The sequence below is a fragment of the Longimicrobium sp. genome, assembly GCF_036399935.1.
GTDB lineage: Bacteria > Gemmatimonadota > Gemmatimonadetes > Longimicrobiales > Longimicrobiaceae > Longimicrobium.
On sequence record NZ_DASWMD010000023.1, the window covers coordinates 17,859 to 36,644 of the forward strand.

General features: G+C 72.1%; 13 protein-coding genes. 10 read left to right on the forward strand and 3 right to left on the reverse strand.

Going from position 1 to position 18,786, the window contains the following annotated elements; translation table 11 throughout:
- Both VGB24_RS08735 and VGB24_RS08740 read right to left on the reverse strand, forming a co-directional pair.
- Positions 1 to 1,011: an LLM class flavin-dependent oxidoreductase gene (locus VGB24_RS08735; protein WP_331072562.1), complete on the reverse strand. Its 1,011-nt coding sequence runs from the start codon at positions 1,009 to 1,011 to the stop codon at positions 1 to 3.
- Between the two features lie 127 nt (positions 1,012 to 1,138).
- Entirely contained in the window at positions 1,139 to 2,194 is a 1,056-nt protein-coding gene (locus tag VGB24_RS08740) for a DUF4349 domain-containing protein (protein WP_331072563.1), read from the reverse strand.
- Positions 2,195 to 2,499: 305 nt separating this feature from the next.
- Here VGB24_RS08740 and VGB24_RS08745 point away from each other — a divergent pair, with 305 nt between their 5' ends.
- The 4 genes from VGB24_RS08745 (at position 2,500) to VGB24_RS08760 (ending at position 7,628) form a co-directional block, all read left to right on the forward strand.
- Positions 2,500 to 3,747: a serine hydrolase domain-containing protein gene (locus VGB24_RS08745; protein ID WP_331072564.1), complete on the forward strand. Its 1,248-nt coding sequence runs from the start codon at positions 2,500 to 2,502 to the stop codon at positions 3,745 to 3,747.
- Positions 3,748 to 4,009: 262 nt separating this feature from the next.
- Complete coding sequence (locus VGB24_RS08750; protein ID WP_331072565.1) at positions 4,010 to 4,372, forward strand: endonuclease domain-containing protein; 363 nt, start codon at positions 4,010 to 4,012, stop codon at positions 4,370 to 4,372.
- A gap of 193 nt (positions 4,373 to 4,565) precedes the next feature.
- Positions 4,566 to 6,704, forward strand: coding sequence for a glucosamine-6-phosphate deaminase (nagB, locus tag VGB24_RS08755; protein WP_331072566.1), 2,139 nt, complete (start codon positions 4,566 to 4,568; stop codon positions 6,702 to 6,704).
- Between the two features lie 3 nt (positions 6,705 to 6,707).
- Complete coding sequence (locus tag VGB24_RS08760; RefSeq protein ID WP_331072567.1) at positions 6,708 to 7,628, forward strand: BadF/BadG/BcrA/BcrD ATPase family protein; 921 nt, start codon at positions 6,708 to 6,710, stop codon at positions 7,626 to 7,628.
- A gap of 76 nt (positions 7,629 to 7,704) precedes the next feature.
- Here VGB24_RS08760 and VGB24_RS08765 read toward each other — a convergent pair whose 3' ends face one another.
- Positions 7,705 to 9,450 (reverse strand): hypothetical protein, encoded by a 1,746-nt coding sequence (locus VGB24_RS08765; RefSeq protein WP_331072568.1) that lies wholly within the window; start codon positions 9,448 to 9,450, stop codon positions 7,705 to 7,707.
- A gap of 204 nt (positions 9,451 to 9,654) precedes the next feature.
- Here VGB24_RS08765 and VGB24_RS08770 point away from each other — a divergent pair, with 204 nt between their 5' ends.
- The 6 genes from VGB24_RS08770 to VGB24_RS08795 all read left to right on the forward strand — a co-directional run bounded on the left by VGB24_RS08770 (position 9,655) and on the right by VGB24_RS08795 (position 18,750).
- A complete protein-coding gene (locus tag VGB24_RS08770) occupies positions 9,655 to 10,437 on the forward strand; it encodes a L,D-transpeptidase (protein ID WP_331072569.1) in 783 nt (260 codons plus the stop codon).
- A 156-nt stretch (positions 10,438 to 10,593) separates the two neighbouring features.
- Entirely contained in the window at positions 10,594 to 11,217 is a 624-nt protein-coding gene (locus tag VGB24_RS08775; RefSeq protein ID WP_331072570.1) for a hypothetical protein, read from the forward strand.
- 142 nt (positions 11,218 to 11,359) lie between these two features.
- The gene (locus tag VGB24_RS08780) at positions 11,360 to 12,154 is read left to right on the forward strand and encodes a response regulator transcription factor (protein WP_331072571.1); all 795 of its coding nucleotides are present in this window, start codon (positions 11,360 to 11,362) and stop codon (positions 12,152 to 12,154) included.
- A 609-nt stretch (positions 12,155 to 12,763) separates the two neighbouring features.
- Complete coding sequence (locus VGB24_RS08785) at positions 12,764 to 14,539, forward strand: sensor histidine kinase (RefSeq protein ID WP_331072572.1); 1,776 nt, start codon at positions 12,764 to 12,766, stop codon at positions 14,537 to 14,539.
- 112 nt (positions 14,540 to 14,651) lie between these two features.
- Positions 14,652 to 15,725, forward strand: coding sequence for a porin (locus VGB24_RS08790; protein ID WP_331072573.1), 1,074 nt, complete (start codon positions 14,652 to 14,654; stop codon positions 15,723 to 15,725).
- A gap of 217 nt (positions 15,726 to 15,942) precedes the next feature.
- Complete coding sequence (locus tag VGB24_RS08795) at positions 15,943 to 18,750, forward strand: TonB-dependent receptor (RefSeq protein WP_331072574.1); 2,808 nt, start codon at positions 15,943 to 15,945, stop codon at positions 18,748 to 18,750.
- Positions 18,751 to 18,786: the final 36 nt, after the last annotated feature.

Consider the following 18,786-nt stretch of genomic DNA (forward strand, 5'->3'; position numbering starts at 1 on the left):
TTACCCGTCGGCCATTGCGTCCGCCAGAAGCTCGTACGACCTCACGCGGGCCTGCCACTCGTGCGTGACCGTGACGATCATCAGTTCGTCGGCGGCGTAGCGCGCGGCTGTGCGATGGAGTTCGTCGCGCACCTGGGCGGGGGTTCCCGCGATCATGCGGGCTCCGTCCTGGCCAAGCGGCGGCGGCCTCCAGCCCGCCCCCAGCTCCGCCATCGCCTCGTCGGGCGAGGGGATCCCGCGGTCCATCCCCCGCATGATGCGGCGGTTCCACAGCTCCAGGCTGCTCGCCAGCCGGTGGGCTTCGCCCTCCGTGTCCGCGCAGATCACGCCCAGCGCCACGCTGGCCTCCGGGGCCGCGCGCCAGGCGGAGGGGCGAAAGCGGTCCTGGTATTCGCGGACGAGCGGCGCGCCGTCCTGTCCGCTGATGAACTGCGCGAACGAGTAGCCGCAGCCGTTCTCGGCCGCGTACAGGGCGCTGCCGCCGCCGGAGCCCAGCAGCCAGAATTCCGGGGCGGTGGCGGCCCGGGGCATCGCCCGCACGCGGCGCCAGGGGTGCTGGTCGCCGAACCCGTCCGTCGCCCAGCCGATGAGGTCCTGCACCTGCCCGGGAAAGTGCTCCGCGCCCAGCCGTCCGCGGCCGTATGCGAGCGCGAGGGTGGCGCGCGCGTCGCCGCCGGGCGCGCGGCCCACGCCCAGGTCGATGCGGCCGGGGTACAGCGCCTCGAGCATGCGGAAGTTTTCCGCCACCTGCAGCGGTGAGTAGTGCGAAAGCATCACCCCGCCCGATCCCACGCGCATGGTGCTGGTTTCGGCGGCCACGCGCGCGATCAGCACCGCGGGCGACGAGCCCGCGAACGAGTTGGTGCTGTGGTGCTCGGCCAGCCAGTACCGCCCGTACCCCAGCCGCTCGGTGATCCGCGCCAGTTCCAGCGTTTCGCGCACGGCGTCCGCCGCCGTTCCGCCCGTCCGCACCGGCGACTGGTCTACCACGCCCAGCTTCAGCTTCGCCATCCGTCCCCTTTGCGCCTGGCACCATCCTTCGACCGCGAACGATACTAATCGCCCGCCGGACGCGCCGCGATGGCGGACGCCGACGTGCAGAGCCCCCGACGGAAGCTGCGCCGGGGGCTCGTGACGTTCAGGGAAGGTGCGCCGGTTCGTCGGGCGCGCTCGCCCGTGCGCGGCGGATGTTCTCGCGATAGATGGCGTCGCGCTCGGCCTCGCGGCGGCGGAACCAGCGCCACGCCCGCCAGGCGCCGTAGAGGACGATGGCGAGGGGAATCAGCAGCCCCGTCGCGGCGATGAGCCCGGCGATCAGCCCCACGAAGTTGCGCCACGCGATCCCGAACGCGTCGCGAATGGGCCGCTCGCCGCGCGGCGTTCCGATCACCGCGTTGGGCTCGTGAAGGGTAATGGTGAGCGTGCTGATGGAGGCGCGGGTGCGCAGGTAGCGGAGGCGTCCCTCGTAGCGCTCGATCTCTTCGCGGACGCGCGCCACCTCGCGCTCCAGGTTCAGGATCTCCTCCAGCCTCCCCGTGCGCCGGTCCAGCAGGTCCAGCAGCCGCGACTCCAGCCGGCGGGCGTTCGCCACGCGGGCGGTGACGTCGGCGTACTCCTCGCCCACGTCCTGCGCCGTGACGTTCACGTTCTGCACCTTGCCGATGGGCTGGAGCCCGGTGAGCGCGGCGTCGAAGTTCTGGCTGGGCACGCGCAGCTCGATGCTGGCGTGCCGCTCCTGGTCCGTTCCGCCGCTGATGCTGGTGTTGCCGATGATGCCCCCCACCCGTGCCGCCAGCGCGCGCACCTGCGCGATGCCGCGGTCCAGCGAGTCCACCTGCACGTTGGCCGTCCCCGTGCGGATGATCATGGGGTCCAGCGACACGGAACCCGGGGCCACGGGGAGGCTGGGGTCCATCCGGGCGCCGGTGGTCGTGGTGACGGCCGGATCGGCCAGCACCTGGACCTCGGCGACCTGCTCGCCGTTCCCGCGGACGCGCGCGACCGGCGGTGCTCCGCTCTCCACGCCGCGGCTGAGCGCGACGTCGGAGGACGAGGCGGCGCCTTGCGCGGGCTCCTCCTGGACATCGGCAAAGACGGTTTCGTTCGCGGTGCCAGCGGACTCGCTGTCGGCACCCCCGCACGCGGCGAGGGCCAGGAGCAGGGGCAGCACCAGGTGTTTTCGATCGATCGTCATCGGCGGGCGGGGTTGGGGTGATCGCACCGGCTTCCGAGGGAGCGTGGGGGCACGTGCCGTTCCCCGCGGCGGCGTCCGTCAGCACGTGTCGCAAGTCATCGACTGACAACGGCTTGGACGTGGGCGTCGCCGGCTGGAAGGAGCACGCGGGGCGTTCTGTCGCGTTCACTGAACGGCCCGCCGCTCTCCGCCCTCGTTCATTGAACGCGCGAGCACCGCGATCTTGAACGGACGCAGCACGGGTGTTTGACGCCGCCCATCATCCATTCAAGATTGCGGGCTCCACCCACACCCCGAACTCGCCCATGACCGTTCGCTTGCTGACCCTGGCCGCGCTGGCGGGCGCCGCCGCGTGTACGCCCGGCCCCGCCCTCGCCCCGTCCCCGGCACCGCGGATGCCGGCCGTGACTCTGCTGACCCCCGCCGCGCCGGAGGCCGCGGGGCTGGACCGCAGCCTTCCCGCCGTGCTGGACTCGCTCGCCCGCCGGGCGCTCGCGGACACCGTTGCGCCGGCCGTGGCGGTCGCGGTGGGCCGGCACGGGCGGCTGGTGCACCAGGCGGGATACGGTGCGGTAGACTGGGCGCCCGGGTCGGCGGCGGTGACGGACAGCACGCTCTTCGACCTGGCATCCATCACCAAGGTGGTGGCGAGCACGACGGCGGCGATGATCCTGGAAGAGCAGGGGCTGCTGGACCTGGACCGCACGGTGGCCAGCTACCTGCCGGAATTGTCCGACACGGCCAAGGCGGGGATCACCATCCGCCACCTGCTGACCCACCGCGGCGGGCTGGAGGCGTTCGCGCCGCTGTACCGCCAGTTCCGCGGGCGCGAGCAGTACCTGGAGCAGATCAACCTTCGCCCGCTGAGGTCCGCCCCCGGCACGCAGACCGTGTACAGCGACTGGGACCTGATCCTCCTTCAGCTGGTGATGGAGCGCATCACCGGCCAGCCGCTGGACGCCTTCGTCCGCGAGCGGGTCTTTGTGCCGCTCGGGATGCGCGAGACGGGCTTTCTGCCGCGGGTGCCGCGCGACCGCATCGCCGCCACGGAGCGCGACAGCGCGCGCGGGGGGCTGATCTGGGGCGAGGTGCACGATCCCAACGCGTGGGCCATGGGGGGCGTGGCGGGCCACGCGGGATTGTTCGGGAGCGTGCGGGACCTGGCGGTGTTCGCGCAGATGCTGCTGAACGGCGGGGAGTACGGGGGCGTGCGCCTGCTGAAGCCGCAGACGATCGCCCGGTGGACGGCCCCCCAGGGCCCCGGCGCGAGCCGCGCGATCGGGTGGGACACGCCGGCGGGACAGTCCAGCGCGGGGCGGTTCTTTTCGGCCCGCAGCTTCGGGCACACGGGGTACACGGGAACGTCGATGTGGGTGGACCCCGAGCGCGGGCTGTTCGTGATCCTGCTGACCACGCGGGTGAACCCCACGAGCCAGAACCAGAAGCAGACGCCCCTGCGCCGCGCGGTGGCGGATGCGGTGCAGTCGGCCATCACCGACGCCCCGCTGGTGGACTGGGAGGCGCGCCGGGCGACGCCTGTGCCTGCCCCGTGACGGGACGGGCGGGAGAGGCGGGGGGCACGGCTGGGGTGGGCGCGTGTCCGGCAGGTGACGTGAAAAGATAAACCTGGACAGTGGGTGCGGATTGATTTATGTCGCTTCGGAGGGGAGGGATCGATCGAGGCGGTTCGAAAGAGATCGGCGCATGCCGCGGGAGCCCCCTCCCCCCAGCCCCCGTCCCCCGCTGCGCAGGGGAGGGGGAGCCGTGTCGCTTGGTCGACGGGTATGTCGCGTTTCCTTTTCCCCCGGTGCAGAGATGCGGAGTCCGAGACGGTGGCGTGCTCCGGTGCAGGTTCAGGCTGCGGCTAGGGAGCTCCGGACCGCGTTGACCCCGGCCGAGGATCGGCTCTGGAGCGCGATCCGGAAGGACCAGCTCGCCGGACTGCGCTTCCGCCGGCAGCACCCGGTCGGGTCGTTCATCCTGGACTTCTACTGTCCACGCGCGCGGCTCTGTGTCGAACTGGATGGCGGCATCCATGATCAGCAGCGTGAGCGGGACCAGGCGCGCACCGAGGCGCTCGCGACAGTCAATGTACGCGTGATCCGCTTCCGCAACGAAGAAGTGATGACCGACCTCGCGGGAGTGCTGACGCGCATCCAGGCTGCCGCCGCCACCTAACCAGCAGTTCTCCCCCCTCCCCTGCGAAGCGGGGGACGGGGGGCCGGGGGGGAGGGGGCTCCCAAGGCGCGACCGGCACCCGGTCGAAACGCCCCGAGCTCCCATCTTGCCCAGCTTTCTCCCCCTCTCCCGCGCAGTTTGCGGGGGAGGGGGCCGGGGGGAGGGGGAACCTACGTGCCATCTTCCCCGCCGCGTGCTACTTTCCCCAACTCCAGGCCGGAGCACGCTCCAGAGCCCATCCGCGCGGGGTCGAACCCGCCCCGGGGGGCACGCTCCGTGCAGCCCCGGGCGGGCTCCGGCCATACACAGCCAACGAACCGCTGAACCACGAGGCCGCATGGCGCAGTCCCGCGAGCGCGTCCCCGTTCGCATTCTGGAACACGACCAGATCGCATCCACCCTCGCCACCCGCATCGCTCAGGTCATCCGCGCGAAGAACGCCGAAGGCAGGCCCGCCGTCCTGGGGCTGGCCACGGGCAGCACGCCCATCGGCATCTACCGCGAGCTGATCCGCATGCACCGCGACCAGGGGCTCGACTTTTCAAACGTCGTCAGCTTCAACCTCGACGAGTACTACCCGATGGAGCCGGACAGCATCCACAGCTACCACCGGTACATGTGGGAAAACCTGTTCGAGCACATCAACATCCCGCGCGAGAACGTCAACATTCCCCGCGGCTCGCTACCCCGCGAGCAGGTCGAGGAGCACTGCCGCGCGTACGAGCAGGCCATCGCCGAGCTGGGCGGCATCGACTTCCAGCTGCTGGGCATCGGCAAGACGGGGCACATCGGCTTCAACGAGCCCGGCTCCGGCGTGGAGTCGCGCACCCGGCTGATCGCGCTGGACACCGTCACCCGCCGCGACGCCGCCGCCGACTTCTTCGGCGAGGACAACGTGCCCACCGAGGCCATCACCATGGGCGTGGCCTCCATCCTCGAGGCGCGCGAGATCGCGCTGATCGCCACGGGCGAGCACAAGGCCACCATCATCCAGCGCGCGGTAGAGGGCGAGCCCGACCCCGACATTGCCGCCACGTACCTGCAGAACCACCGCAACGCCACCTTCTACCTGGACCCGGCCGCCGCGGCCGAGCTCACGCGCGTCAAGACGCCGTGGGTGGTGGGCGAGGTGCGCTGGGACCGCGAGCTGGAGATCCGCGCCGTCATCTGGCTGAGCCAGGCCACGGGAAAGAGCATCCTGAAGCTGGACAACGACGACTACCGCGAGCACCACCTGTCGTCGCTGCTGGCGCGCTACCGCACCGCCGGGCCGCTGAACGGCGAGGTGTTCAACGCGCTGATCTCCAAGGTGCGCGGCAAGAGCAAGCTGCCGCAGGGCAAGCGCATCATCGTCTTCAGCCCGCACCCCGACGACGACGTCATCTCCATGGGCGGCATCCTCAACAAGCTGCACCACAACGAGAACGAGATCGTCGTCGCCTACCAGACCTCGGGCAACATCGCCGTCTTCGACCACGAGGTGCGGCGCTACATGGACTTCCTGCGGCGCTTCGGCGGCGACTTCGCCCTGGGCGACGGCCGGATCGAGGCGCTGACGGAGCGCATCGAGAACTTCCTGGACAGCAAGCACCCCGGGCAGGTGGACATCGACGAGGTGCTCAAGATCAAGCAGCGCATCCGCGAGGCCGAGGCGGTGTCGGGGATCGAGACCTTCGGCATGCGCCGCGAGCAGGCCTGCTTCCTGAACCTGCCCTTCTACCAGACGGGCAAGGTGCGCAAGGACGCCATCGGCCCGCGCGACGTGGCGACCACGCTCAAGCTGCTGGAAGACATCCGGCCGGACCTGATCTTCGTGGCCGGCGACCTGTCGGACCCGCACGGCACCCACCGCATGTGCCTGGAGGCCGTGGAGCGCGCGCTGGAGCAGTACTCCGGCGAGGCGCCCGAGGTGTGGTACTACCGCGGCGCCTGGCAGGAGTGGCCCGTCAGCGAGGCCGACGTGCTGGTGCCGCTTTCCGAAGACGAGCTCCGCCACAAGATCCTGGCCATCTTCAAGCACCAGAGCCAGAAGGACCGCGCCCCGTTCCCCGGCCAGGACGACCGCGAGTTCTGGCAGCGCGTGGAGGAGCGCAACACCTCCACCGCGCGCATGGTCGACAGCCTGGGACTGCCCGAGTACTACGCCATGGAGGCGTACGTCATCCGCCGGAACGGAAAGCCGGTGGAGATCGAGACCATCTCCACCAGCGCGCTGGGCGCCCCGCCCTCCATGCGGCGGACGGCGGACCGGGCGCCGCGCCACGGGGTTCCGGGCACCGGCGGCCACCCGGCCCCGGCGGCGCAGCTGGACCTTGGCCAGGCCACCGGCTGACGGATGGACGAAACCTTCTTCGCCGGCGTGGACGGCGGCGGCACCCGCACCACCCTGGTCCTGGCCAGCGCCGACGGCCGCGAGCTGGCCCGCGCCGAGGGACCGGCGGGGCTGGTGGACCCCCGCCACCCCGAGCGCAGCGCCGAGGTGATCGCCGGCCTGGTGCGCGAGGCGGTCGGCGGCCTGGGCCCCGGCGGCCGCGTGCCCGCCGCCCTGTGCGCCGGGCTGGCGGGGGTGGGGAACGAGGCCGAACGGGTCGCCGTCGAGGAGGCGCTGGCCGAGCTGGGCGTCGCCGGGCGGGTGCGCGTGGCGTCCGACGGCGAGATCGCCCTGGAGGGCGCCTTCGGCGGGGGCGCGGGGATCCTGCTGATCGCGGGGACGGGCTCCGTGGCCTACGGGCGCGCCGGGGACGGGCGGATGGAGCGCTGCGGCGGGTGGGGGATGATCGTGGGCGACGAGGGGAGCGGGTACGCCCTGGGGCGCGAGGGGCTGAAGGCGGCGCTGCGGTCGGTGGATGGGCGCGAGCCGCCGACCCCGCTGCTGGACCGCTTTCTCGACACGCTGGGGCTGGAGCACGCGCGCGAGATTCCGCCCTGGGCGGGGCGCGTGGAAAAGGCCGACGTGGCGGCGCTCGCCCGCGAGGTGCTGGAAGCCGCGGCCCTGGACGATGCCGTGTCGATGCGGGTGGTGCGCGCGCAGGCGGCGGAGCTGGCCGGCCACGTGGGCGCGCTCGCCTCGCGCCTGGCGCCCTGGCCCGGCGAGGTGCCCGTCGTCTTTCACGGCGGGGTGCTGCAGAACGATCTGTTCGCCTCGCTGGTGTCGGGGCACCTGGGCGACACCGGTCACGCCTGCCGGGTGCGCCCGCCCCGGGCAGACGCGGTGCACGGCGCCCTCGCTTACGCCCGCGCCCTCGTCCACGCCTGAGGGGCGCGGGCTCGATCGAGGAAGGCCCCGCCGCGGACCCTCGCGGCGGGGCCTTTCCATCGATGCCCGCTCCGGTCTACCGGAGCAGGTGCTCGGGGCCCAGCCGCCCGCCGTCGGGCCCCGCCCGGTACGCGGGTCCGCAGCCGGCGAACCCGAGCGTCACGGTCTCTCCCTCCCGCCCGGAACCCGTGTCGGGTGCACGCTCCGCGTTGGGAAGGATGCCCATCAGCGTGGGGCCGTCCGGGCCCATGCTGCGGACGACGCAGAACCCCTTGGAACGGCGGATGAGCACGGGCGCCAGGTACATGGCGGCCAGGTTGTCGACCCCGTCGGCGACTACGTACTCCGCCCCGGCCTCACGGGCCGTGCGCAGCAGGGTGTCGGGCTCGGCGCTGAAGGGGTACGTGCGGGATGGATAGCCGGAAAGGGCCCAGAACAGCGTGGGCTTTCGCGATAGCACCACCGAACCCTTCGGCAGCGTGCCGCGGGTCTGCCCCGCCAGCTCGAAGAAGTCCTGCCACACCGGGAGCACGCAGGGGAACGGCTCGCCCCGCCGGAACTCCTTGCGGCAGTACGATCCCGCGGACACCGCCACCTTCTGCGCGGGTAGCGCCATCAGCAGCACCAGGCCAGTGGCAGCCACGCCCGCGACGCGCGCTGCTCCCACCCGGTCCGCCCCCGCCCTCACCGTCTCGGCCGCGTAGAGCAGCAGCAAGGGGAGCACGGGCAGGATGAACCGCTGGCCCGCCCACTCCGCGGGCCATACCAGAACCAGCCCCAGGTACAATGGAAGCAGGAACTCGGCGACGCCCGCGCGGGATACGCGCAGGGCCCATCCCGCCGCCGCCAGCCCGACGACCGTGACGCCCACCGCCGTCGCCAGCGCGGTGTTCCGGGCACCGATCAGCAGGACGGGAATGTGCTCGCCCACGTACTTGCCGGTGTTCCGGGCGACGCGCTCCAGCATTCCGCCGAAGGTCACCATGCCCAGCGACGGGCGATAGGGATCGACGTACCACAGGAAGCTGGTGTAGCCCGGTCCGTCCATCGTCCGCGCGCGCATCCACCACGCGACGGCGAACGGCAGCACGACGCCCGCCAGGATCGCCAGGTCGCGCCAGCGCCGCTTCCACGTGAGCCATCCACCCGCCGCCAGCACCAGGGGCAGCCCCGCGGACCGCGTGGCGTACGCGGCCAGCGTGGCGGCGGCGGCGATGGCCAGGGGCCACAGGGTGCCGCCGTCCGTCGACATGACGGGACCCGCGTCCGCCGGCCGCGCCCGCGCGAACGCCCACAGCGCGAGCATGGTGAACGCCCAGAACGGCACGTCCGAAAGCTCCGAGTGGGCCGTGGCCAACACCCCCGGCCCCACCGCCAGCAGCAGCCCCACGGCCAGCGCCACGCCGCGGGTGCTCACCCGCCGCGCCCACAGGTAGGAGAGCGTTACGGCCAGTACGGAGAAGAGCAGCACCATCACCTTCATCCCCACCCACGACGTGACGCCCACGATGCGACCCGCCGCGAGGATCAGCGGCCACCCCGGCGGGTACTGGACGTGGGGGCGCATGGCCGGGTCCCACAGCTCCTGGTAGGTGCCGCGCTCCAGCAGCGACCGCGCGAGCGCCACGTACGCCGCGTTGTCGCCGCCGGGGTTGGGCGTGGGGTCGAACGCCAGTCCCGCAAGCAGCAGGTGAAGCGCGGCCAGCGCAGCGGCGACGTGCCACGGGCGAAGCCGCTCCGTCCAGCGCGGGGCGGGCGGAGGCGTGGGGGCCTGCGCCTTCTTCTGTGCGGCGGGACGGGCTCGGGAGGGACGGCGGCTCACGCGGATCGTACGGGGCGGGGGGCGAGTGGAAACCCGGAGCAAGGTAGCCGGTTTCCCTCACCCGGACAACGCGGCGCGCTGCCGCCTTCGGTCACCCCGATCGACGGGCTGAACCCCGCCGCCCGCCGCGGCCGTAGACCCGTCGGCGCGATCTCCGTTATCTTCTGGTGGCAGACCGAACGTTCCCCTGATCTCCATCCGCACGTGAAACCTGGAACCCTGGCGGCGGCGCTGGCCCTGGTGCTCGCGGCCGTGCACCCGGCGGCGGCGCAGCTGCGCATCGACATCAACATTCCCGAGAACCGCCTGCGCGTGGTGGAGGGCGACAGCGTGCTGCGCACCTACCGCGTTTCGGTGGGGCTGCCCGGCCACGACACGCCGGATGGCGAGTTCACCATCGGGCGGGCGGAGTGGAACCCCTCGTGGCGCCCGCCGGACCGCGAGTGGGCGCGCGACGACCGGTTCACGCCGCCGGGGCCCAACAACCCCATGGGCCGCGTAAAGCTGTTCTTTGCGCCGTACTACTACATCCACGGCACTCCCGACACCGCCAACATCGGCCAGGCGGCGTCGCACGGGTGCGTGCGGATGCGCAACCGCGACGTGATCGAGCTCGCGCGCTTCCTTCACACCCGCGCGCAGCCCACGGTGGCGCCGGCGGAGATCGACGCCATCCTGCGCCGCTCCGGCACCACGCGCTGGTCCACCTTCCGCGCGCCCGTGCCGCTGACCATCCGCTACGAGCCGGTCGTGGTGCAGGGCGGGGAGCTGCGGGTGTTCCCGGACGTGTACGACCGCAGCCGCATCCACACCGAAGCCGTCATCCAGGCGCTGCTCACAGCGGGATACGACGGGGCGTCGATCGACCGGGGGCAGATCCGCGCCGTGCTGCAGCGCGCCCGCGCCGCCGAGAGCGCGTTTTCCATCCGCCTGGCCGAAGCCTTTTCCGGACTGCGCCGGCGCCAAGACGCCGCCGCGCGGGAGTAGCCGGCCGGCCCCGTTCGTCCGTTCGACCCCGATCGACCCGTCCGCCCGCGGCCCCTTTGCCGCGGGCGGACCGTGTTTTGCGCCGGAAACTTGACACCGCGTCGGCGTCGCGTAAGTTCGGCGCGGTTTGCCTGCTGAACCTCGTCCATTTCGCCGATGCCCGTACCCGCGCTGGACTCCGAGGCGCGCGAGCGCCTGCGCGCCGACCTGGAGGCGCTCGACTGCGTGCGCCGCGCCGTGGTGGACGCCGATCCGCTGCGCGTGTACGTGGTCTGCGACCGGGCCGAGTCGCCCACCGACATGCTGGTGTCGTCGGTGCTGGCCCGGTCCGGGATCAGCGCGGGCCAGGCCGAGGTGCACCTGGCCTACCTGGCGCCGCCGGAGCAGCGGCAGCGCGTGCGCTTCGTGGCGGCCCGCATGACGACGCCGCGGTCCGGCCGTGCGGCGGCGGAGGTGGAGCTGGAGTGGGGAGCCCAGTCCCATGCCGAGCGGGCGGAGGGCGAGGCCAGCCCCCCGCTGGAGCTGCGCCTGGCGGCGACGGCGACGCTCAAGGCGCTGGAGGGCATCCTTCGCGACCGCGTGCGGTTTTCGCTCCTGGGCATCAAGAGCTTCCGCGTGTTCGACACCGACGTGGTGGTGGTGCTGATGCGCACCGACCAGGGCGCGCCGCTGGTCGGCGCCTCACTGGCCAGCGGCGACCCGCACCGCGCCGCCTCGCTCGCCGTGCTGAACGCCACCAACCGCGTGCTGGGCAACTACCTGTCGAACAGCCACGGATAGGACCGGCAGGGGCCTCGGCCGCTTCCCATATAAGCGTTCAGCCCGCTGTTTCCCGGCGGAGCGCGGATCGTTACCCTGCCGTTACACCCGGGCCGTACACTCTCCGGAACAGTGATCCCTGCTTCCGATGAGGAGTGGCATCTTGCCGAGCACTTCCGCCCATCCGCATTCTTCCAGCGTGTTCACCGGCGTGATCGGCGCCGCCCGCGGCCAGCCAGCCGAGCGCGTGATGCGAATGCCCGCACACATCCTGGTGGTAGACGACGAGCCCGACATCTCGGCGCTCGTGGCCTATCACCTTGCGCGCGAGTCGTACCGCGTCCGCACGGCGGCCAGCGGCCCCGAGGCGCTTCACGCGGCCGAGGTGGAGCGGCCGGACCTGGTGGTGCTCGACCTGATGCTCCCGGGGATGTCGGGGCTCGCGGTGCTGGAGGAGCTGCGCCGCCGGCCGGAGACGCAGGACATTCCCGTGATCCTGCTGACCGCGCGCAAGGAGGAGCAGGACCGCATCGCGGGGCTGCGGCTGGGGGCCGACGACTACGTGTCGAAGCCCTTCTCGCCGCAGGAGCTGATCCTGCGCGTGGCGGCGGTGCTGCGGCGGGTGCAGCAGGCGCCCCCGGCCACGACGGGCGGCAAAGTGGTGCGCGTGGGGCCGTTCGCCATCGACGAGGGTGCGGCGCAAGCCCAGGTGGACGGCCGCGACCTGGACCTGACCCCCACGGAGTACCGCCTGCTGCTGATCCTGATGGAGCGCCGCGGGCGGGTGCAGAGCCGCCGCCAGCTGCTGGAGGCGGTGTGGGAGGTCACGGCGAACATCGCCACGCGCACGGTAGACATGCACGTGCAGCGGCTGCGCAGCAAGCTGGGCGACCAGGCCGACTGGATCGAGACGGTGCGCGGCTTCGGCTACCGCTTCCGCACCGATCCGCCGCAGTAGCGCCGGGCCGCTGACGCCGACCGAGCCGATGGATAGATTATCGCTGCGCGGGGAGATCCGGCGCAGCGATTCTGTTGGGAGTCCCAGGTAGAGCCCTGTCATCCTGAGGCCCAGGCGCACCGTACCCACCCGCAGACGGAACTACGCGGGCCGAAGGATCCAGCCGCGGACACGTACAAGTCAGGGCGCGGCAGCGGTCACTGAGCCCGAGGCCTCGGCTGCCGTGGGGCCCTCACCCGGCCGCGCTGGGGCGACTAAAGTCGCGGCAACAACGGCCCAAAGTCCGCCTTCGCGGACTGCGCGCGCAGTCGAGTGCACCAAGCTGGACGGGGCGCAATCGAATTCTCCCCCTCTCCCGCTTGCGCCCCGCTTGCGGGAGAGGGGGCCGGGGGGGAGAGGGCAGCCGGGGACTGCGCCGGAGCCATGGCATCGCATCGAGCCTCGCCACGGTGGCCAGCCCGCGCACGGTCCGCCGCCTGACGCACCGGGCTGGCTCCCTTCCCCCGCGCAGTTTGCGGGGGAAGGGTTGGGGATGGGGGGCGGCCGAGGCATGCGCCGCTGACCGGCCCCATCCGGCACGAAGTCTCCCATCCTCACACCGCCTCCGTCATGCGGCTGCGCGTAGACCAGAAGCTTTTCCTTACCTACCTCGTGGTGATCGCCATGGTGGTGGTGGCGCTCACCCTCGGGGTGGGCGCCCTGCTGCGGCGCCACCTGACGGGGCTGATGGCGACGGACGTGCAGCGCGAGCTGGCGCTGGCCACCTCGCTCTACGACATGCGCCGCGCCGCGCCCCCCGACGACGTCGCCGACTGGCTGGGCGCACTCTCCGGCCGCCGAGTGACGCTCATTGGCCCCGACGGCGGCGTGCTGGGCGACTCGGAGCTGCCCGCGGACAGCGCGCACCAGCTGGAGAACCACGCTTCCCGCCCCGAGGTGCGCACCGCGCTGGCCGGCGGGGTGGGGCGCGCCGTGCGGATGAGCACGTCGGTGCGCATCGACCACCTGTACCTGGCGCGCCGCACGCCCGATGGCCGGGTGCTGCGCCTGGCGGTGCCGCTGCACGAGGTGCGGCGCATGGTGGTGCGGGTGCAGCGCGGCATCTTCAGCGTGGGAATGCTGGCGCTGGCCCTCACCGGCGTGCTCTCGTTCGGGTTCAGCCGGGCGGTGACGCACCGGCTGCGGCGGATGGCCGGCGTCGCGCGGGCGATGGCGGGTGGCGACCTGGCGCTCCGCGCGCGCAGCGGCGAGCAGGACGAGCTGGGCGCCATGGCGGATGCGCTCGACACGCTGGCCTCCGAGCTTCAGCGCCGCCTGCGCCAGCTGGAGGGCGAGCGCGCCGAGATGCAGGTGCTGATCGACGCCATGGCCGAGGCGGTGATCGCGGTGGATGCGGAGGGACGGGTGCAGCGCGCCAACCCCGCCGCGCAGCGCATCTTCTCCCTGCCGCCGGACCCGCGGGGGCTGCTTCCCCGCGAGGTGGCGCGGCGGGAGGAGTTCGCCGACCTGGTGAGGCATGCCTTGCGCGGCCAGTCCATGCCGCCGCGGGAGCTGACGCACGACGGGCGGAACCTGCTGGCGACGGCGCAGCCGCTTCCCAGCGGCGGGTCGGTGATGGTGTTCCTGGACGTGTCCGAGCTGCGGCGGCTGGAGGACGTGCGCCGCGACTTCGTGGCCAATGCCTCGCACGAGCTCAAGACGCCGCTCACCGCCATCCGCGGCTACGCCGAAACGCTGCTGGACCCCGACCTTCCGGCGGAGCTGCGCGGCCAGTTCACGCAGACCGTCAAGGCCAACGCCGACCGCCTGCAGCGCATCGTCGAAGACCTGCTGGACCTGTCTCGCATCGAGTCCGGCGGGTGGCGGGTGGAGCCCGAGATCGTCTCCATCACCGAGCTCGCCGCCGAAGCGTGGGCGGGCGTGCAGGAGGGGGTCCGGATCAAGAGCGCCCGGTTCTCCGCCCAGGTGCCGCACGAGTGCGAGTTCGTGTGGGCGGACCCGTCCGCCCTGCGGCAGATCTTCAGCAACCTGTTCGGCAACTCGCTGCGCTACATTTCCGAGGGCGGATCGGTGGATCTGCATGCGCGCTGCGGCGCGGGGACGGCGATCGAGATTTCCGTGCGCGACGACGGCAGCGGCATTCCGTCCGCGCACCTGCCGCGCATCTTCGAGCGGTTCTACCGCGCCGACACGGCCCGCTCGCGCGCCGAGGGGGGCACGGGGCTGGGCCTGTCCATCGTCCGGCACCTGGTGGAGGCGCACGGGGGGCGCGTGGAAGCGGAGAGCGAGCTGGGCCGCGGCACCACCATCCGCTTCACCCTGCCGGCTCCGGAAGACGCGGACACGGGAGGGCACGAGATGGAGGAAGCGGACGACGACTCGTGACGAAGCCGTTGCCCGTTACGCGGACGTGACACGGCGGACGTGCATTCGTGTCGTGATCGCGGTATTCTGGCGCGTGTGTCACGCCTCCGTCACGATCCAGCGACCTCTCGCCATGCACGCACCGCGAATCCGCGTTTCCGCCCTCACTCTCGCCCTCTGCTTGGCCGCGGCGCCCGCCGCCGCCCAGGGCTTCACCCTCATGGGTCCCGACTCGTCGCGCCTGACGTTCGGCGGGCGCGTGCAGACACAGTTCACCACGACCTCCGCCGATCAGGTGCCCGGGGCCGAGGTCGCCCTGCGGCGAGTGCGGCTGGAGGCCACCGTCCAGGCGAGCCCGCTGGTCAGCGGAAGGATCAGCACCGAGTTCGCGGGCAGCCGCGTCTCCTTCCGCGATGCCTACGTACGGCTTGCGCTCGATCCCGCGTTCGTCATCCTGGCGGGGCAGGCGTACCGGCCGTTCAGCGGGATCTCCATGTACAGCAGCGCCAAGAGCCTGCCCATCGAGCGCGGCGTTCGCATCCGCGGCGTTCCCGACGCGTTCGACCACTACAACCTGCTCCTGGACCGGGGCTACGCCGATCGCGACGTGGGCATTCAGCTGCGGGGCGAGCCTGCCTGGGCGCCGTTGGGGCTGTCGTACGCCGTCGGCTGGTTCAACGGGCCCGCGCGGACCGCATTTCCGGAGCAGAGCACGGGACAGGTGGTGGCCCGCGTGGGGGTGCAGCCCGTCCGCAACGTGCGCGCGGCGGTCTCATACGCCACGCGCGACTTCGGGACCCTGGGGGACGAGCTCCTGATGGAGCGGGGCGCCGCGTGGGAGGCCGACGTGGAGATCGGCAGCGATCGCGGCGGCCCGCACCTGATCGCCGAGGTCGCGGCGGGCGACTTCGATCCGTTCCGCGACGCGCGCTTCTTCGGCGCGCAGGGCTGGGCGGGGTATCGCACCGGCCGCGTGTCGCAGGCCATCACCGGGGTGGAACCCATGCTGCGCGTCAGCTACGGCGACACGGGGCTGGAGGTTCCGGGCGAGCAGGAGGTCGAGGAGATGGGCGGGATCCTCGTGACGCCCGGCATCAACCTCTGGCTGGGCGGGCTGAACCGCGTTTCCATCAACTACGACGTCTGGACGCCCGAGCGCGGCGAGGCCCAGAAGAGCTTCAAGGTCCAGTTCCAGCTCGCCTTCTAGGGCCCACGGGTCAGTTCTCCTGGCGGTGTAACGGCCGTGTAGACCGATCGTGACGCCATCGCGACCGGTGGAAGGTTCCGCCGTGATGGTGGTCAGGCAGGTTTCGGTGTCCGCTCCAGCGGACTGATGCCAAGCTTGTCCACCAGCACCTAGGCGAGGGCTTTCCGTGAGACCATCTCACCGGTTGATCCGTCCCGACCACTCCCGCGGGAGCAGCGTGCGCGCTGCTCTCGCGCTTCTTTTCGCGGCGCTGCTCGTTTCCGCCGCTCCGCTGGCCGCGCAGGCCGGCCGCATCGCCGGGCGCGTCGTGAACGCGCAGGGCGAGGGGGTCGCCTCCGCGCAGGTGAACGTAACCGGCACGCAGGTCCGCGTGTCGACCGACGTGGAGGGCCGTTACACGCTGGCCGGCGTTCCCCAGGGAACCCACTCGGTCACCGTAACGGCCCTCAGCTACTCTCCCAAGACGGTCACGGGCGTCACCGTCGCGGAGGGCCGCACGACGGAGCTGAACGTTTCGCTGGCGTCCGCCGCGCTGATGCTCACCGGCGTCACCGTCACCGCCCAGGCGGAACGCGGAAGCACCGGCGCGCTCCTTTCGGAGCGGCGCAACTCCGCCAGCGTGGTCGACGCCATCGGCGCGGAGCAGATGTCGCAGACGCCCGACGGCGACGCCGCGGCGGTGGTGCGGCGCGTGCCCGGCGTGTCGGTGGTGGACGGCCGGTTCGTCTACGTCCGCGGGCTGGGCGAGCGCTACGGCAACACCACCCTCAACGGCGCCGCCCTCCCCTCGCCCATCCCCGACCGCAAGGCCGTTCCGCTCGACATCATCCCCACCGCGCTGCTGGAAAGCGTGATCACCGCCAAGACCTACTCGCCCGACCAGCCAGGCGACTACGCCGGCGGCCTGGTGCAGATCGAGACGAAAGCCGCGCCCACCGAGCGCGTCTTCCGCCTGTCGTCCGGCATGGGATGGACGCAGGGCGAGACGGGAACCGCCGCGCTCGGCTATCCCGCCGGCAACCTGCTGGGGTTCGGCGGGGCGATGGACCTGCCCGCCGGCCTGCCGCGCAATGCCGAGGTGAACGGCCTTCCCGCCGATGCCGCCGCGCGCGCCAGCGTGGTGCGCGGGATCGCCGGGCCGCACTGGGGGCCTGTCGGCGGCACCCTTCCCGCCAACGGCAGCCTGGGCGTGTCGTTCGGGGACGAGGTGGACCTGCTGGGCAAGCCGCTGGGGCTGATGGGCACCTTCTCGTGGGCCAGCGGCGCCTCGCAGCCGGCGGACCGCGCCGAGCGCTTCTTCGGCGTCACCGGCGGCGCGCCGGAGCGCCAGACCGACCTTTCCAGCACGGCCACGGCGCGCGAAACCACCGTCGGCGCGCTGCTCAACGGCGGCATCCGCCTCAGCGACACGGACCGGGTCACGGCGACGCTCGTCTACAACCACCTGGCCGAGGCCGAGGCGCGCTCGCTCAGCGGCTTCTACGCCAACCGCGGCCCCTTCCTGGACCAGACGCGGCTTCGCTACGTGGAGAACACGCTGGCGAACGCGCAGCTCCGCGGGCAGCACCTCCTCCCCTTGGGAGACGCCACCCTGCGCTGGCGGCTTCCCTTCTCCTTCTCGCGCCGCTACGAGCCCGGCACCCGCACCACCGTCTACGCGTCGCCCGAAGAAGGCGAGGCCCGGCTGTTCCAGGACGTGTCGGAGAGCGGGCAGATCCTTCACCAGGACCTGGAAGACCGCGGCTGGAACCCCGGGGTGGACCTGAAGCTCCCCGCCGGCTTCCTGGGGTCCGGCGCCACGCTCGCCATCGGCGGCTCGGCGGACCTGCGCGACCGCACCGTGTACGCACGGCGCATCCGCGTGCGGCCCATCGTGGCGCTGGGCAACGGCGACGCGGCGCTGGCGCCCAACGACCTGTTCGCCGCCGGCAACTTCGGCGACCACCCGGGGCAGCTGACGCTGGACGAGGCCACCTTCGCCGGCGACAACTACGACTCCGAGTTCAGCGTCTTCGCCGGCTACCTGATGGCCGACTTCCAGCTGCTCCCGCGGCTTCGCGTCGCCGGCGGGGCGCGGGTGGAGCAGGCCAGCATCGCCACGCGGGCCGTCAACCGCCTGAACCGCGTGGAGGGCGCGCTTCCCCGCGCGGAGCTGGAGAACGTCGACCTGCTTCCGGGCGTCAACCTCACCTACGAGCTCACGCCGGACATGAACCTGCGCGCCGCGGCGTCGCGCACGGTGGCCCGCCCGCAGTTCCGCGAGCTCGCGCCCTACCTGTACGTGGACTACTTCGGCGGCGCGGTGGTCGTCGGCAACCCGTACCTGCGCCGCACCTCCATCATCAACACCGACCTGCGCTGGGAGTGGTTCCTGGGCACCGGCTCGGTGCTGGCCGCCAGCGCCTTCCACAAGCGCTTCGACGATCCCATCGAGCCGCTGGCGCTGGTGCTGGGCACCAACCCGGCGCAGACCTACGCCAACGGCGACCGCGCCGAGCTGTACGGCACCGAGCTGGAGGCGCGCACCAACCTGGGCCGCGTGCTCCCCGCGCTGCAGGAGTTCTCGGTGAACGCCAACCTCACCCTGGTCCACTCGCGGACGAGCGTGGGGCAGACGGTGATCTACCGCTTCGACGACCCGCTCACCCCCGACACCGTTTCGGCCAGCAGCCGGGCGCGCCCGCTCTTCGGGCAGTCGCCGTACGTGGTGAACGCGGGATTGACGTGGGACGGGCAGCGCAGCGGCACGACGGCCACGGTGCTCTTCAACCGCTTCGGCCGGCGGCTGGACGCGTTCGGCGGGCTGGCGCTTCCCGACGTGTACGAGGAAGGGCGCACGCAGCTGGACCTCACCGTCGAGCAGCGGCTTCCGCGCGGGTTCGAGATGAAGCTCTCCGCGACCCGCCTGCTGGGGCAGGAGGTTCGCTACACACAGTCGTTCCCCAACGGTGACACGGTCACCACACGGCAGTACGACCTTGGACGTGCGATCTCGCTCTCCCTTTCGTGGGAGCCGGGACGCTGATGCGAACGAAGAACTCGACTACCCAACAGGAGACGA

Excerpts from the sequence above, each read along its gene's own strand:
- VGB24_RS08735 (WP_331072562.1), bottom strand. The coding sequence starts at position 1,011 with ATGGCGAAGCTGAAGCTGGGCGTGGTAGACCAGTCGCCGGTGCGGACG.
- VGB24_RS08740 (WP_331072563.1), bottom strand. The coding sequence starts at position 2,194 with ATGACGATCGATCGAAAACACCTGGTGCTGCCCCTGCTCCTGGCCCTC.
- VGB24_RS08745 (WP_331072564.1), top strand. The coding sequence starts at position 2,500 with ATGACCGTTCGCTTGCTGACCCTGGCCGCGCTGGCGGGCGCCGCCGCG.
- VGB24_RS08750 (WP_331072565.1), top strand. The coding sequence starts at position 4,010 with ATGCGGAGTCCGAGACGGTGGCGTGCTCCGGTGCAGGTTCAGGCTGCG.
- VGB24_RS08760 (WP_331072567.1), top strand. The coding sequence starts at position 6,708 with ATGGACGAAACCTTCTTCGCCGGCGTGGACGGCGGCGGCACCCGCACC.
- VGB24_RS08775 (WP_331072570.1), top strand. The coding sequence starts at position 10,594 with ATGCCCGTACCCGCGCTGGACTCCGAGGCGCGCGAGCGCCTGCGCGCC.
- VGB24_RS08785 (WP_331072572.1), top strand. The coding sequence starts at position 12,764 with ATGCGGCTGCGCGTAGACCAGAAGCTTTTCCTTACCTACCTCGTGGTG.
- VGB24_RS08790 (WP_331072573.1), top strand. The coding sequence starts at position 14,652 with ATGCACGCACCGCGAATCCGCGTTTCCGCCCTCACTCTCGCCCTCTGC.